Origin of the sequence: Acidicapsa ligni (assembly GCF_025685655.1) — a bacterium.
Lineage (GTDB): Bacteria > Acidobacteriota > Terriglobia > Terriglobales > Acidobacteriaceae > Acidicapsa > Acidicapsa ligni.
Genome location: NZ_JAGSYG010000005.1, coordinates 159468 through 175502 on the forward strand (window position 1 = coordinate 159468; position 16035 = coordinate 175502).

Consider the following 16035-nt stretch of genomic DNA (forward strand, 5'->3'; position numbering starts at 1 on the left):
GTGTCGTTAGGGAGAATGATGAAAACAGTGCTGATTACTGGAACGTCCAGTGGAATTGGGGAAGCTGCAGCGCAGTATTTCCTGAAACGCGGATGGAGGGTATGCGCCACCGCACGGCGGCTGGAGAGCCTCGGAGCTTGGAGCCGCATGGCCGATGTCATCCCGCTGTCTCTGGATGTGACGAGTTCAGATTCGGTTCGCGCGGCGGTAATGGAATCAGTCCGAATAGCCGGTCGGCTTGATGTGCTCGTCAACAATGCCGGAATCGGCTTGGCAGGCCCTTTGGAGGCAATCCCGATCGATGAGATCGAGCGGCATTTTCAAACCAACGTCTTCGGCTCGATCCGAATGATTCAGGAAGTCCTGCCCATCTTCAGGAAGCAAAAGCAGGGCGTGGTTGTCAATGTATCGTCCGTATCAGGACGGTTCGGAGTTCCGTTCCTCTCTCCGTATTGCGCGGGAAAGTTCGCACTCGAAGGCTTAAGCGAATCCCTTTACTACGAACTTCTTCCATTCAACATCCGCGTAAAGCTGATAGAACCCGGCGGTATCAAGACGAGTTTTACGCAGAAATTTGCCCAGCACGATGCCTACCAGCCCAATCTGGGTTCTGTAGAAACTCGCATGAAACAGGCATCGGGGCCGGAGTCCGCTCTTCCAGGACCGGAGAGCGTCGCGGAGGTCATCTTCAAAGCCTCCATCGATGGAAGCAAGCGACTGCGCTACCCGGTGAAAACACAGGGAGCGTCGATACTGCAGCGGCTTCTTCCAGAACAGCAATGGCGCGCTATCCTGGGCAAATCACTTGGCATCGCGAAACGAGTCTCCGATGCGTAACGGCTTCATGTCAAATAAGCAGCCAGAAGTGCACGAATGGAAATCGAGGGAGGCCCGTCTCATACATGATGCCGTGAGCTGGATTGTTTTCTGGAGCGGAGCCGACGAACGAAGGCCGTAGTTGGCGGGATGCGGGTGCAGTACCGTCCTTCCTGGTGCAATTAGGGCCAGATAGGGGAATGAGGGGCGATTAGCCTGGAGACGGTGCTCCGTCTGATGGTGAAACGATCTATTGCGTCCCCAATTTCGCCAGCCAGACGTCAATTGTTGATTTCAGACCAATGCACTCATCCAGCGGGTTGGTGTCGGCCTCTCTGGGCTGGTAACGACAAACCCGCTTGTAGGAAGGGAACGATCACTGGCGAGACTCCGACTTGTCGAGACTTAAGTCTGCGCTACATCGCCGTGAATCCGCCATCGGCCACAAGATCGATGCCCGCGATATAGCTGCTCTCGGCCGACGCGAGAAAAGAACGGTTGCGGCGATTTCTTCGGGTCTGCCAATTCGGCCAAGGGGGATACGGGAGGCGAATTGAGTGATGGCTTTGGCCGCTTGTTTAGAGGGAAAGGTGATTTCGCGTGGACTTGATTTTCTTATCTCCTCAGCTCGCCCACTCTGTCACAGCAGCGTCGTGTCTTGACGTCCCCATCCAGGCTGCTGCATCTTCAGATGCACCTGTTATTGAGGCTATTGGCGGTGGACACGCTGCCTGACGCTCCAGCAGCACCTCCATCTCGACGTCAGCTCGATCCAGCAGATCCCAGTTGACGAAGATACAGTCCTAACTAAATAAACGGCCGCTCACCGAAAAGAAGAAAAGCCCAAGCCAATAGCCGGGGCTTTATCAATATAGAAAAATCGATGTCTTCTCTCGTTAAGATATTCAGACATATTTGGGTCGGCGCTTATTGGCGTGGCGATGCGGTTGCGAGCACGGGTTTAGATTCTGCAATCTTAAATTAAATCCCGATCCCGGCGCCACACTGCGTCGATGCGGAGCGCTTCCTGAACCGCTTGGCGGGTCCCAATCTGGAAGGCTTCTGGTACGAGGCTGACGTCCAGCATCCTCGCGCCATATTCTGTAAGCTTCAGAAACGCTGCACTTGGCGTGACCACATCGACTTGAGCCCCGTGTTCCCGAAGGCCTGCGATCTCTGCGTTGAGCCCGGCGTTCAGGGTCTCTCGGTCTGGATTGTTGACTCCTGCCGGCAAAACCAAAGGGGAGCACGATACAACTATCACGGCGTCATGGCCCGTGGCCCGGTCCGCATTGAGCGCGCTACGGACGCCACCATCCATATATCGATCGCCATTGATAGTGATCGGCGGCCAAACTCCCGGCAGGGCACAACTGGAGGCTATGGCGAGGACCAAAGGAACGCCCGACCCCCTATGCCAAACGATGCTTTCACCCGTACGGACGTTCACCGCCGTGGCTTGAAGGTTCTCGGGCCACTCCTGGTTCGCCAAGAAATCCAAACGTCGAATCGACTGCTCTTCGCTCGGCGTCGGTGAGTCTAACGCCATTCGTCCGATTGCCTGACGCTGGATCTCGGGAGAAGACGACTGCGAGGCCTCCGCGAACGCCTTGACCAGTAAAGCCATGCCGTTCGGCTTTGGAGGGGCGACGGATTGCCCAGGTGGCGGCACGGGAGCAGTAAGATCAAGCTCAATCTCGAGAGCGAGCTGAGCTCCTGAGATCGCACCGGCGGAGGTTCCAACAATCAAGTCCGCCGACCTGAGCATCACCCCTTCGGCGACAAGCTTCGATACGAAGCCTGTTTCCCAGGCACGACCGACCGGCCCTCCTCCACCCAAGACGAGCGCGCGCTTCCTGGTGGATGGATCGCGTGTTTCAGACACTAAAATGTTCTCCATTCCAAACCATCTCCCTGCATTCTTACAAGTGCGAGTTATGGAAACGTTGTATTTTCATGACGAGAAACCTCAACGTTCTCCCTAACATCTGTTCATTGCGATCGTGATGAGATCTCTGGTTCTGTCGTCGCTCCGGGGCCAAAAGCAGAGTGTACATTACGGAATGGCCCCCCGCCAGGCGGGGTAACGGTCGACAAGGAGCTTAGGAATTGAATAATTTCGTTTGTCGCTAGAAAAGGTAGAATTCAGCTCCCAGAGGATTTCAACCTCTCCGGGAGTGTAGGGCAATCACGGAATGCCACTCCTCCCCACAACCGATACTCATGCCCTGAAGCACGGCTTGGATGACAAGGTCAGGATCGTCAAAAGATACGGGACCTTCGGGGTTCATATGCCGCCCAGCGCAATGCACCGCATTTTCCACGAGATGCTTATCGTACTCACCAATTGTCAATGAGTGCATTGGCGATTGGGCACTAATCGAGAAGACCGGCCAGTTTCCACGCAGGATGTGCTTTCGCTTGACAAGCGTAGCCACCTGATCACCTGGTATTGCGAACACAAAGGGTGCGATGGACTTTCGTATCGTCGAGGCTGGCTTCTTCCGAAGCTCCTCCACCCATGATTCCGAAAGCCTGTGCGTGATCTCTTGAACTTCCAGAAGTACTACTCCAGAAGTCGTAGCCCAATGTGAAGATGCGCGCGTGTCGATTAAAGTAATTTTTGTCGAAGTACATAACGTGAAGTTCGTCTATTGTTGGGAGGCGCCAATCGCTGAATCCGTCCAGCTTCAGCGCCTTGCAGTACTGCCCAGCTGCGCTCCAACCTATGTCCCGGTCGTTATCTTTTCGAGCCCACATGAGCGCCGAAGATTCATCCTTCCAGACAGTGGGCAAAGGTGTTGCCCCACAATTAACGGCCGCGGCATACCAGTCTTGGACAATCCTAAAGGATTGCGCTGGGTTCAACGAAGTGGGCAGGAGAAGAGACTTTTTATGGGTGTAACTAATACTCGTGCTGTTGCGCTGCCCTTCTGTCTCAACCACAGGTGAAAGAAGGTCCATATACATTTCGCCCAAGCTGTCATCAAGCAAGTGTGTCGTATAGCTGCGCGATGCTTACCTCGTGTTCATGGGAGCGGATGTCGGCGAAGTAAAAAAAAGCGATTCGTCGATTTCTGTCCAAGCAACTGTTGCAACATATCCATAAAGTGAGATGTTGCAAACAGCCCGTTCGCGGCCACTCCGTCAATCTTTGGGAGACCATGGTCGGAGTAGAGGTGGTTCATCCCCACATCGTCGGGCTGGTAGGTAATGGTTTCCGTAGTTTCGTTCCCAAGTGAGAAAGTCGCATCCAGCTGGGTGGCAGCATCACAGGTCCGATCCATCCATTCAGGCAGAAGCTGGCCTCGAACATTCAATTCATCATTGCCGTGCGCGGAGGGGGAATGGCAAAGTACATGTCGCTCACGTTGGCGCGGACTGAAGCCAAAGCAGTAACCATTGATGCCGAGCTTTGCTGGTCAAGATCAGTTCTGGTGGAGGATAGAGATGTGCAGACGTCTGCGAGTGTTGTGTTGGCGTCATCGAGACGGTTCTGTGTTAGCTGCGCACGCAGCTCCAAATTCTCAAGATCTTTCTTCGCGAGGTCTAATTTCGACTGTGTTTCTGTGAGTTGGAGCTTTGCGTCAGCAGCCTTCAGTGCGTCTTGTTTCCTGTCGAGGGAGCTTTGCTTGGCAGCCAGGATTTCTTTGGTCACTCCCAAAACCAAAGCGATTGTCAAACAGAACAGCGAAATCCATCCTCGTGGTGAAATTCTCTCAATGAGGCGCTGTTCTCCGTCACGCCATGTCTTCCCCCCAAAGGCGGCCAGTGTGGCGATAGTACTGATCAGCAAGAGCGCTACGTTAAGAGCGGTCGTCATCGGATATGGATTCGGGATTCATGTACTTTATAGCATTGAGCAAGCGAATGCCGTAAAGCCGTTGGCTTGGTCATTGAACATCAAACCGCGTTCGCAGCAGTACGAACGCATATGGTCATCGGTGAGTACCAGGATGCGGCTGGAACCGCCCTTTTGCTTTCGTTCGCCTTCTCGTGCTGAGTCATCGATCTCCCCAGCTCAAGTTACTGTGCCGGCGATGGCCATTCCCGAAGAGATCGCACCAGGTTCCGTAATTGCAGACTGCAGAATCGACAACTCATGGGCTCAAGTGTCGATCGGTGCCAACAGGCCAATGCGCTCATTGAGCCGACCGTATGCCCGATTACTTCCGAGAAGCGCGTTTATCAGGAGTTGCGTAAGTTACCGGCGCTGCTGTGCTTCAGCTATCCAGGCGACGGCGTCAGCACCAGCTGCTATACGAAGCGGTGCAGATGAATCGTTGGCGACTCGCCAGATCGCTTCGGAGACATCGTTGGCGTGGGTCACCGGTCCGGAGTTGTCGCGGATGCTGGACAGAACACGCTCGATCATCGGCGCATAATCTGGGTTGTCGAGGCCGCGCAGGTGAGGCATCGCGTTGGCGCCGAACCTTGTCTCGGGTGACCTTCCTGGCAGGACCAGATGGACGCGCACACCCAGAGGCTGCACCTCCAGCGCTAAGGATTCGGTGAAGGCGTCGACCGCAGCCTTGCTTGCTCTGTACAGACCGATCAGAGGAAGTGCTTTGACTGTGACGGACGATGTTACGTTGATGATCACGCCTGAGCGGCCCTCGCGAAATGTTGGGAGGACGGCCTGAATCATTGCAAGCGTTCCGAACGTGTTGGTTTCGAACATGCCGCGCACTGTATCGAGGTCGACCAACTCGACCGGCGACGGCAAACCAAAGGCCGCGTTGTTGACCAACACATCGATGTGGCCGGCATCGGAAACCGCACGAGCGATACTCTCTGAATTGGTCACGTCGAGTGGGAGAATTTGCAGGCGATCCGACTTTGGCAGCACATCCGCATCTGGCGTCCGCATCGTAGCCACCACATCCCAACCGCGATCGAGAAAGAACTTCGCTGCGTCCAGGCCAAAGCCTGACGAACAACCCGTAATAAGAATCTTCGACATAGCACCTCCAAAGTGCAAACCAACAGATCTGAAGATAACCCTGGTTGGCAGGACTTTCTATAGTTGACCGTCGCTGATTCTTTTGCGAGAGTCTTGATATGTCGAATGATCCACTCGCCGAGGTTGTCACCCTGCTTCAACCCACAGCCCGCTTCTCCAAGTTGGTAGAGTGCGCCGGAGAGTGGAGAGTCCACCGCCTAGCAACAGGTGACCCGTTCTATTGCGCGATCCTTGAGGGCTCTTGTCGCGTCATCGTGAACGGGCAAACACTCACGCTACAGGCAGGGGATTTCATGCTGGTGCCTGCAATACACGACCTCATCAACGAGAGCCTGACACCGCCTCCGGCTGGAGTGAACACACCACCGATTGAGACCAGCCCCGGATGTTTTCGCATCGGTCAGCAAAGTGGCCCCGTACAGTCACGCATTCAACTGGGACACTGCCACTTTGACTCTCCCGACGCAGAGTTGTTGGTCTCGTTGCTGCCGCAGGTCATCATCGCCCGCGGCGAGCCGAGGCTCGCTCTTCTGCTGCAGTTGATCAACGAAGAGACTCGTGCACGGCGTTCCGCGCGCGACCTTGTGCTTCAAAGGCTGTTGGAGGTGATGTTGATTGAGGCATTACGGTCCGGCATCGATGCATCATCCGCACCCGGCCTCGCTCGTGGCCTGGCCGACGAGCATCTTGCAATCGCTCTGCGAGCAATCCACGCACGGCCCGAACATTCCTGGACGGTGGCGGATCTCGCTAAGGATTCCGCTCTGTCGCGCTCAGCCTTCTTCGCGCGCTTTGCTCGCACGGTAGGGCTGGCTCCGATGCAATACCTACTTGCGTGGAGAATGGCGCTGGCGAAGAAGCGGCTGAGAGCACGCGACCTGGCCATCGAACAGATCGCGGGTAGTGTGGGTTACAGTTCGGCCAGCACGTTCACGATAGCGTTCACCCGCCATGTAGGCATTCCGCCAGGACGTTACGCGCGGATGCAGATGAATGGGCGTGATCAGGAAATGCCAGTCAACGCCTCGAACACATAAAACCACGATCTCGCCAATCTTCAGTCCCTATAAGTCGGCATAGCGTCAGACATCTCTAACTAACGCGAGTCGGCCCACCTGATGCATTCTTCGGGGTTGACGAAAACTCCCATCGCAGCCACATCGACTAGGGGAGGCGGAATCCAGCTCACGAGCGTACGGCCTGAGAAGCCGAGCCAAAGGTCCCAGGGCGGGACGTTGTTCGTGTCAAAGAATCCATTTGAGCTAGCGTCCGCGGCGCCACAAGCGAGATTCTCGCTCGGGGTGTACAAGAGAAAGCGGCCTCCCTCGTCATTTACGAATTGCTCGTCAACATTTGCGGCCACAAATCCTGCACGCAATGTCACAACTTCTTCGACCGCTTCTATCCAAGGAGTGTCGTTTTCAAATTGATCCAGGCTAAAGGTCGGTTTCAATTCTGGGCTTCGAAAAAGGCTGTCCATAGGGCCGAGGAGATCCCGAATCTCTTTGAGTTGAGCAACTGCGAACTGGTACTGACTAATACCAGCGACGCTTTCAAGACCCCTTCGGTTCATGATTTCGATTGCTTCATTCCAATTCTGTTCGGCTACGTTGTAAGAGGACTGTCGACGTCGAACGTCATCCGACTCGGCACCCATAGTCGTAGCTTTCCTTTTGCACCAAGCAATGGTGTCAGCTAACGTGCTTTGAAAGAGCTTTGGATCGAGAGCCGTCATGAAGCAATTGTATTTGTGGGGCGATAACACCCGCATACCTTCGCAAGGGGCCGATAGCAGATTAGTAACGAGAAGTCAGCATAGCGGAAGTAATCGTCCTTCGAATGGAACTATCAACTGTTTGCAACTGTGTAACGCACTCATCGAAAGCTGTTTCCAGTCCGAATCGAAAATTAGCGAAAAGGTACGTGGGAAGCAGCCTGAGAATCTCTTATTGGACCTCCGCAGAACTTCCGGGAAAACCTTAGGCTTCTTCAAGCTACAGCATCTAAAGAAGAAACGCTCGATTAGACGCCGTTGGCCACTTCATGTTCATAACGACTTCCAGACGCACCTCTTTGAAACTACGTGGCACGGACCGCACTCTACACCACGCATTACACGTAAATTTCCTGCTATTGGACCTCTGCAGTACCTCTGGCCGGTGGCGAGTAATTTCAGGAAGACGCGACCAATCAGCCTGGCAAACGCCCCAAAGCAATCGAGGCTGCTGAGACGAAGGGTCCCGCTATTATCGGGACGTCACAAGGGATCAGCTCGACTGCTGACTAGCCAATGATCGAGGTTTCCTCTGAAAAGAGGAATTGAACGCGCTTACCGTCGGTAAACTTTTGCTCATCGAACTGGATGACATCTGTGTAGTCCTTTGAACTGAAGACCCCGTGAAAGCCCTCCATATCGTCAAACCAGAGCTGTGCTACTCCGTCATAGTCTGCAATGAGCATGCTGCTCGGTGGATCTGGGATTGTTCTCGATTGAATGTAACGACGAACATGTCGCTTCACGGAAGGCTGAGTTGAGAAAAGTTGCGCATGCACGTCTCGCCAATGTTCGACGAACTGCTCGTGCGTGAGGTCGGGGCGACGATAGATCAATATATCGACTTTCAATATGATGTCCTCCGGATACGAATGTGGCCCCAGCTCCTGGCCTTTTGAAAAAAAGCGTTGGGGTTAAATTAGGGAGTTGAATTTATCGTTCCGAAGGAGAGAACAGGATCTGCACCTGTGATTGCTCGGTAGAGAACAATCCCGTACTCTGATGCGGAAAATTGATTTTGACCGGTGACGAGCTTTTGGTCGAGAACTACTCGTGAACCTCCTGGTTCAACGCCGTCAAACACGGCTTCTACTCCTTCCAGAACCGGCTGCGGAAAGTGAGGTATAAAGAAGCCTGATCCGAGCCTCTCTTCCAATTCGCGGTCTTCGGCCCGGGTGTATCCAGTTACATGACGCCCGCGAATGCGCTCTGGGTTATTTACGAGCGCGATTGAACCATGGCAAATAGCTCCAATAACCTTGTCATGGGCCCAGAAGTACTCGAGTGTCCTGGCAACGTCCTCGTTCGGGTAGAGATCGTAGACAGCTCCCAGGCCGCCTGCGACATGGACGGCAGCGTAACGATCAAGATCTACCGTCGATAGTTTCGTTGTCTCTGCCAGCTTCGACGCAAACCTCCCGTCCGAGAAGAAGCCTTTGGTGACAAGATCATTGGGCTCGTGCGAGCCCTGGGTTGCTGGATGGCTTAATGGATCCCAGACAACTCTGCCACCTTCTGGAGTCGCGAAGTCGATTTCGATTCCGTGTTCGATGAGATGCCAGTATGGATGTGTGACTTCCGACAACCAGGTTCCCTGATCTGAACCTGTGATGATGAAGAGGACGTTCATGTGCAATCTCCCGAGATGGTATGGCACCGGCGCAACAGCTACGAGGTCGAAAGACGCCAACCTGTACCGGCTTCGCCTTTTGCCGCGCTGACGACTAAGGTATAGCTGGAAGACAGATCGGATTCTTGAGGAAAATGATCAAAATTGTCATTTGCGACGAAGAAGCGAGATGAAGCGTGGTGTGAGAGAGCAAAGGAATGTCCTCTAATACGTGAGTACGATTGGAAGCGTCTTCGCGGGTGTTCTGATCCGGCTCTTTGATCGAGAGTGACCATTACTGGTCGCTACAGCTCACCAGTAATGAACTGTGCTTGGCCGTTTCCAAAGCTCCAGTCAAAGTCCGAGTTTGTAACGATGGACACAATCACGTCGCCCGGATCGATATTGCAGCTTTGTTTCAGTTCATAACAGAGGCTGGCATAAAAGGCCAACTTCGAATCCTGGTTGCGAGGTCTGCTCGTTACGCTGACGATTACGAGATTTCTCGTGCGTGGTATCTCCAATCCGGTGTCTTCAGCGATCAGGTTCGATTCCGGGTGTTCATGGTAGACCTGATATCTATCCCGTAGTGGAACTTTGAAGGCTGACACGATCGCCCGGTGTGCCGCGTCGAGTAAATCTTTAATCTCCTGCTTGCTGCGACCTTCAATTGCGTCAATTCGGATAAGAGGCATACGGGAACCTTTCTATATCGAGAGTTCGCTTTGTAAGTTTCAGAGATTTCTGCCGCTTCCAATTAGACCGCCTTATGGGTCTTCACTTTCAGTCGGTCAATTGGGTTGCGCCCGCATCCGACGCTTTCGTGACGGCGTCGATGAATCGGTGCATTTGTACGGCGTCGTTGAAGCCCGGCGCTCGGGATGCACCGCTAGTCCTGTCTGCTGCAAACGCCGCATACAGGTGGACGAGATCCTGAACACTGGCGTCGAGGGAAGAGGATACAGGCAACTCGTACTCCGCGGGGACCGGCATGATCTCCAGTTTCCTTCCGCTCCCCCGCGCACCTTCGATGAGATTGTCGGTCACATTTCCAAAAGATTTTGTGTTTGAAATCTTGAGATCTCCTTCGGTCCCTGTGAGATCGATCTGCAAACCCGCGTTGTTCAGTTTTCCTGCCTCGATCTGCACGGAGTAGAGTGCATCGTTTGAAAGCCTGCCCTGAACCAGGACCTCATCCGGCGTCTCGTTAGGAAAACTTTCTCCTGTCCTGCTCAGAGTAAGAGTTGGAAACTGCTTAGCGACGATCGCGCTGACGGTCTGCGGTCGGCCTGCGACGTAGAAGAGCAGATCGAAGAAGTGCCCCCCGTAGATGGAGAGCAGGTGCGAGAAGTTTGCCGCGGGAAGCGTCCACTCCAGAGAAGGGGGTCGCACAGGTCCGAAGTACTCGATACTGACGTGCATTCTGATCGAGCGGAGATCTCCGATGTAGCCCTGAGCGAGCAGGTCTCGAAGATAACGCGCGCTCGGCCCCATTCGTCGCTGGAGACCCACAATGTGTCTTACCCCGGCAGCCTTAGCGAGGGCGAGCAGGTTCTGAGAGTCGGCCGTCTTTGTGGTGAGGGGCCATTCACAGTACACATCCTTGCCTGCTTCGATTGCCCGGCGGCTCAGGGGGGCATGTTCCGGGGCAGGCGGCAGCACCACTACCAGGTCAACCTCGGGGTGCTCTATCAGCTGGGTTGGATCTGTAAACGCGTGGCGGATCCCGAAGCTCTTTGCAAGTTCCTGCGCCTTGACCATCTCTCTGCTTGAGACTGCCGTGATCTCGTATTGCGGGAGACTTTGAAGTGCTGGGATATGGCCGTATCGCGCCCAGTTGCCGACGCCGATGAGGCCAGCACGGATTCGATCCTTTGAAGTTCCTTTCATCTCTCCTCCTTGACGGGGGCGTGAAGCGCTCAGTTGAGCGGTTCGCCGAGTCTTTTGTGATGCGCCAAATTACAGTCAGCCCTTAGACGGAAAGGACTCGCCAAACATAGGCTTCCCACTCTTCGATTGATCTTCGGTGGCCTCGTCCTGAATGACGTCCCAGTGCTCGACGAAAATGCCATCTACGATCCGAAGAATGTCTGCGGTCACCCACGCTGTCTGACCGAAACCGGAGAATCGTCCATGTACGATTACATGGTTATCGTCGGCCAGGATAAGGCCGTGCTCATAGCGGAGCGTCGGCGGCAGACTCCTGATCAGGTCGAACAGGCCATCACGTCCCGGACCGATGTGGACGCTGTGCTGAATATAGCTGGGCGACCAGAACTTCTCGGCTTGTTGGTAGTCACGCCTATTGAACAATGTATCGAAGGCCTCAAGGACGAGCGCCTTATTGTGTTCCTGTTTGCTGTCGGACATTGAGTTTCCTTTGCAGTTGAGAGAAGAGGTCAGAGCTTTCGCCGTGGTTCCCTCTACGTTAGGCGTATGTTTGTGAGGTCAATAGAGACGAGTAAAGGCACAGGGATCTTCTGTTTACTGTCGTCGCAGGCGAAGACTCTCCGTTGGGTCGGGATTTGAATGCCATTTACCTCTCGATAGCCAAGAGCATAGTTGACGCCTTTTGCGCTACCCAGCACATCAACCGTGTACTCATGGCGACGCAGCAGGCCGTCAGGTCCGAAGTACGAGATCTGCCTATGAGTATGGCTCGCTATGTTCGATGGAAAGATTACCTGAAGAGGACGCCATACTTCGTTGTTCTCATACCACGGCTCGAGTTCCTGCGTAACGAACCCCGGATAGGTGAAAAGGAAAGGAATCGTAAAGTATGTCCAAAGCGCGTAGTTGCTGAAGTAGCCGACATGAAAATCATCCCATGGCGTCTCTGCGAGCTGTCCGGCGAAGGCTTCTCGAGGCTGCTCACGTACTCTCCGCCCTTCATCGGATCCCGATTCCAGGACGATGTCGCCGGCTGCGAGGGTCAACCTATGATCGCTATCTAGGAGGAGAGTCGAAATCCATTGTTCGTGCAGTTCTGCCGAAACGTGAATATTTTTGAGCACATCAGGTCGGCCTTTAAGATGCCACAAAGCACCGCCGATAGAAGCATCTGCTTCTAGTCGGCTAAAGCTGTTCCATTGAGCCAGGCCGCCGTGGGCCTCGACAGCAAGGTGCAGTAGGTCTTTCATTTCATCCTCCAGATGCAGTGTGTCGTTAGGCTGGAATCAGGTTGGCGCTACGAAGACCTTCGAAAAATGTGGAGAACATCGTCTCCGAATCCATACAGTCAGCAAAGCCTGCCTGGCGGACTTTGACCGTGCTCGATACGTTGTCGAAGTCCTGCCGGAACGCAAAGTCGCCGAAGCCCCAGTTGACAATCTGGTCGTAGGGAATCGGCTGCAGGCCATGCTTTTTCACGATGGTGTCCCACAGTGGTCCCTTGTCCGCCATAAAGGTGGTGAGAGAGAAGGAGACGGGCTCCGCGACCTCCATCCCGAACATACGTGCAATGCGCGGCCACATGTGCTGCCAGCGCATAGTGTCTCCGTTCGTAACATTGAAAAGTTCATTGCGCGCGGAGGCCGCGTTGCCAGCCCATACCGTAGCTTTGGCGAGAATCTCCGTTGACGTTACCTGATACATTGCGCGATACACATTCTCCGGCCCGGGGAAGCGAAGCGGCAGACCGAGTTCGCGGGAGATGACTGCGTAGACTGCAATGACCATCGTCAGGTTCATGGCGGTCCCAAACGAAGGACCGCAGATTGCACCGCCGGGGCGCAAAACGGTATAGTCCCAGGAACTATTTTGCTGTCGCTCGCGGAGAAGGTCTTCCTGGGTGTAGTAGTAGTTAGGAGGCATCAGACGAGGGTCGTCCTCGCGAGCCGGGGTCTTATATTTGCCCAGATCCGACCCATATGCCTTGCCACCCTGATAGATGGTGATGTGGCGCAACCTTGGTTGCCCCGTCTCCACGTAGTCCAAAAGATTGCGGAGTATGCGAATGTTCGCATCACTCTTCTCCGCCGGCGTCGACTTATCCACATACGCACCGAATACCAGGTGAGTGGCCGATGGGATCACCGACAACTTAGTCCTGATGTCCGATTCGTCGTTGAGATCCACGGCAATGTTAGAGACCGGTCCTTCGTTCTCCACCGACCGTCTTGAGAGCCCATAGATTTTGGTGTTCTGAAGTTTGGCATACCGCTCCACAACTCCTCTGCCGGTAACACCCTGAGCCCCAGCGACGATTACGATACGATCTTTCTGCAGGTCGGCGTCTTGATCCATCTTGAAAATTACCTCCGGTCTTTGATGATGTAAAGAACCAAACGGTTCATAAAGCGAGCGAGTGCCTCTCGAGATCTCCGATTGCTACCTATGTTTACCTGCCCTCGTCGCGATGGGGGCGGATGTGAGTTCCAGCCGCAGGCGTTGATTCTTGATCAGAAGTTCACAGACGAGCTTCTGCAGTCCTTCGAAGCGGACTCTCATCTCCTCCATATCTCTTTCCGGACCGATGAGAAGATGAGGTGAGTACTCGTTGTCCATTTGCGGCCCTCTTGAGTGACTCCGGAATCAAAGACGGACGGTTGCATTCCGGGCGGCAGGAAACTTGAGGTCAGCATAGGCTTCTTGCTCATCTCTGGCTTTGCAGATTTGCCCTCTTTTGTGAAATTTGCCCAATCGTCTTGAGCCGGATGTGGGAACGTACCGCGGCGCTATCCAGGTAGAGGCTTTGCGCGTGCGGTGAATCGTGTTGCCTCGATTAACATCTAAATTGACCATGGGACGACCAAAGGGATTCAGCCGCGAAGACGTTCTGTTGAAATCGATCTCTGTCTTTTGGGAGAAAGGATTCGCGGAGACTACGGTCCAGGATCTCGAACGCGCGACTGGAGTAAATAAGTCCGGTCTCTACTCTGAGTTCGCAAACAAAGAGGACATCTTCCTTGCGAGTCTTGAGCACTATCTCCAGACTCGGGGTGGTGAGGAAATTCTTTCAGCTCAACCTCTGGGCTGGGATAATATCCGCCGTTATCTCGAGATCGGTCAGACATGCTACACGGGCAAAAAAGGGTGCTTCTCCGTGAATTCGATGCGGGATGTTGCGATGCTTCCTGCCGAAGGGCAACAGATGATCTCGCGGAAAAACCTCACGCTGAAAAGGCTTCTGGTGCGGAATATCAAAGCGGAGCTACCATCTGCTCATGCAGATGTTCTGGCGGAGACGATTCTGACGTTTTTTTCCGGACTCTGCATTGAGCAGAATTTGCATCCCAACAACGCAATCGTCTCCCGGAAGGTCGCAGGCTTTATGCGTTTTCTCACCCAATCGAAGTAGCCTGTCCACCGGATTCTGTGCGGCGCTACGCGCGCCATAAGCCCTTCGTGGGGTCATTCTTCAGCTCAGAGTTTCTGACGTTTTCTCAAGGAATTGCGACGGCGATCGCGACTCTGACTCGAGCGGCATAGAGCTGCAAAAAAAGTCAAAATTGCCAAGACTCGTCTGCCAGTGACTTCTATGCTCGGGTCAAGAAGTCAGCAGTCAGCCTGCTTTCTCTATGCGGACCCTTCGCGGAACACTGCGATCAGGTCTGTTTCTACGGGGGAAGAGTCATCGTTCTCTCCGAGTTGGTTTGGTGGTAGATAGTCATTTTGAACCAAATGGTTCTTTACGAGCATCTGAGTCTGTGTGAACTATGAAAGCTATGTTTAGACGCGATGGCTACGGCAGCATTGTGCCTCGATCATGAGATGACCACACTTTTTAGGAGTAGATCTATGAGCCTAGCCAAAGGTTATGCAGCATTGTCCAAGGACAGCCCACTTGCCCCCTTCACATTCGCGCGTCGGGATCTGCGTGAAAACGACGTGTCGATCGAGATCCTGTACTGCGGGATCTGCCACTCGGACATGCACACCATCCACGGCGAATGGGACGGGACGGTCTACGCGGAGGGAACCATCTATCCTTGCGTGCCGGGGCATGAGATCGTCGGTAAAGTTCAATCAGTCGGTGGAGGGGTTTCGAGGTTCAAAGCTGGCGATCTGGTAGCTGTCGGGACTATGGTGGATAGTTGCAAAGAATGCAGCGCCTGCATGCGAGGACTGGAACAGCACTGCCAGAGGGGCGCTACCTGGACCTACAACGCGCCGGATCGGATTACAGGGGAGAACACGTATGGCGGTTACTCCAATTCGATCGTTGTACGTGAGGAGTTTGTTCTAGCGGTCAAGCATGCCGAGAAGGATCTGGCAGCCGTAGCGCCCCTCCTGTGCGCTGGCATTACGATGTGGTCGCCATTGCGCCACTGGCAGGCGGGTCCCGGCAAAAAAGTGGGAATCGTCGGCATCGGCGGATTGGGCCATATGGGGATCAAGCTCGCGCATGCTCTGGGCGCTCACGTCGTGGCCTTCACGACCTCGGAAAACAAGCGACAGGACGCACTCGACCTCGGCGCGGATGAGGTCGTGGTTTCGCGGAATCCTTCAGAGATGGCGGCCCATACCGCGAGCTTCGATCTCATCGTCAACTCCGTCGCGGTCAAGCATGACCTCGATCCGTTTCTAAGCCTTCTGCAGCTTGACGGCACGATGGCGCTCGTTGGCATTCCTGCCGATTCTCACCCATCACCTTCAGTGGCCGGTCTGATCGGACTACGGCGGAGTCTCGCCGGCTCGCTTGTCGGCGGCATCGCGGAGACGCAGGAGCTGCTTGATTTCTGCGCAGAGCATGGAGTGGTTGCGCAGATCGAGACAACGCCAGTGCAGCAGATCGAGAAGGCCTTTGAACGTATGGTCCGCAGCGACATCAAGTATCGATTCGTGATCGACATGCAGAGCATTCAGGAACCGCGTGAAACAAAGTCCTCCGCTCTTAGGGAGACAGACACGATGGTATCTGCCTGATCTGAG

General features: G+C 54.3%; 16 protein-coding genes. 4 read left to right on the forward strand and 12 right to left on the reverse strand.

Annotated features, from left to right (window positions below; all coding sequences use genetic code 11):
- Positions 1-15 precede the first annotated feature (15 nt).
- Positions 16-837 carry an SDR family oxidoreductase gene (locus OHL19_RS17545; RefSeq protein ID WP_263359090.1) on the forward strand — a complete coding sequence of 274 codons (822 nt, stop codon included), beginning with the start codon at positions 16-18 and terminating at the stop codon, positions 835-837.
- Positions 838-1792: 955 nt separating this feature from the next.
- On the opposite strand, the gene OHL19_RS17550 is transcribed toward OHL19_RS17545, so the two are convergent.
- From OHL19_RS17550 to OHL19_RS17560, 4 genes are all read right to left on the reverse strand, one after another.
- On the reverse strand, positions 1793-2716 hold the full coding sequence (locus OHL19_RS17550) for a patatin-like phospholipase family protein (protein ID WP_263359091.1): 924 nt from the start codon (positions 2714-2716) through the stop codon (positions 1793-1795).
- Between the two features lie 542 nt (positions 2717-3258).
- Positions 3259-3786, reverse strand: coding sequence for a DUF1566 domain-containing protein (locus OHL19_RS23155; RefSeq protein ID WP_396126801.1), 528 nt, complete (start codon positions 3784-3786; stop codon positions 3259-3261).
- A gap of 346 nt (positions 3787-4132) precedes the next feature.
- Positions 4133-4639 (reverse strand): hypothetical protein, encoded by a 507-nt coding sequence (locus OHL19_RS17555; protein WP_263359092.1) that lies wholly within the window; start codon positions 4637-4639, stop codon positions 4133-4135.
- 381 nt (positions 4640-5020) lie between these two features.
- The gene (locus OHL19_RS17560) at positions 5021-5779 is read right to left on the reverse strand and encodes an SDR family oxidoreductase (protein WP_263359093.1); all 759 of its coding nucleotides are present in this window, start codon (positions 5777-5779) and stop codon (positions 5021-5023) included.
- A gap of 98 nt (positions 5780-5877) precedes the next feature.
- Between OHL19_RS17560 and OHL19_RS17565 the strand changes: the two genes are divergently transcribed.
- Positions 5878-6816, forward strand: a complete 939-nt coding sequence (locus tag OHL19_RS17565; protein ID WP_263359094.1) for an AraC family transcriptional regulator — start codon at positions 5878-5880, stop codon at positions 6814-6816.
- 59 nt (positions 6817-6875) lie between these two features.
- Here the strand turns inward: OHL19_RS17565 and OHL19_RS17570 are convergent, their stop codons facing one another.
- The 8 genes from OHL19_RS17570 to OHL19_RS17605 form a co-directional block, all read right to left on the reverse strand.
- Entirely contained in the window at positions 6876-7436 is a 561-nt protein-coding gene (locus tag OHL19_RS17570; RefSeq protein WP_263359095.1) for a hypothetical protein, read from the reverse strand.
- A gap of 626 nt (positions 7437-8062) precedes the next feature.
- The gene (locus tag OHL19_RS17575; protein ID WP_263359096.1) at positions 8063-8404 is read right to left on the reverse strand and encodes an EthD domain-containing protein; all 342 of its coding nucleotides are present in this window, start codon (positions 8402-8404) and stop codon (positions 8063-8065) included.
- A gap of 68 nt (positions 8405-8472) precedes the next feature.
- The gene (locus OHL19_RS17580) at positions 8473-9183 is read right to left on the reverse strand and encodes a type 1 glutamine amidotransferase domain-containing protein (protein ID WP_263359097.1); all 711 of its coding nucleotides are present in this window, start codon (positions 9181-9183) and stop codon (positions 8473-8475) included.
- 284 nt (positions 9184-9467) lie between these two features.
- Complete coding sequence (locus OHL19_RS17585) at positions 9468-9857, reverse strand: tautomerase family protein (protein WP_263359098.1); 390 nt, start codon at positions 9855-9857, stop codon at positions 9468-9470.
- 88 nt (positions 9858-9945) lie between these two features.
- Positions 9946-11052 carry a Gfo/Idh/MocA family protein gene (locus OHL19_RS17590; RefSeq protein WP_263359100.1) on the reverse strand — a complete coding sequence of 369 codons (1107 nt, stop codon included), beginning with the start codon at positions 11050-11052 and terminating at the stop codon, positions 9946-9948.
- A 75-nt stretch (positions 11053-11127) separates the two neighbouring features.
- Positions 11128-11532, reverse strand: a complete 405-nt coding sequence (locus OHL19_RS17595) for a nuclear transport factor 2 family protein (protein ID WP_263359101.1) — start codon at positions 11530-11532, stop codon at positions 11128-11130.
- Positions 11533-11585: 53 nt separating this feature from the next.
- Positions 11586-12302, reverse strand: a complete 717-nt coding sequence (locus OHL19_RS17600; protein WP_263359102.1) for a hypothetical protein — start codon at positions 12300-12302, stop codon at positions 11586-11588.
- 25 nt (positions 12303-12327) lie between these two features.
- Positions 12328-13407, reverse strand: coding sequence for an SDR family oxidoreductase (locus OHL19_RS17605; RefSeq protein WP_263359103.1), 1080 nt, complete (start codon positions 13405-13407; stop codon positions 12328-12330).
- 496 nt (positions 13408-13903) lie between these two features.
- On the opposite strand from OHL19_RS17605, the gene OHL19_RS17610 reads away from it, so the two are divergent.
- Entirely contained in the window at positions 13904-14461 is a 558-nt protein-coding gene (locus tag OHL19_RS17610; RefSeq protein ID WP_263359105.1) for a TetR/AcrR family transcriptional regulator, read from the forward strand.
- Positions 14462-14901: 440 nt separating this feature from the next.
- Positions 14902-16029, forward strand: coding sequence for an NAD(P)-dependent alcohol dehydrogenase (locus OHL19_RS17615; RefSeq protein WP_263359106.1), 1128 nt, complete (start codon positions 14902-14904; stop codon positions 16027-16029).
- Positions 16030-16035: the final 6 nt, after the last annotated feature.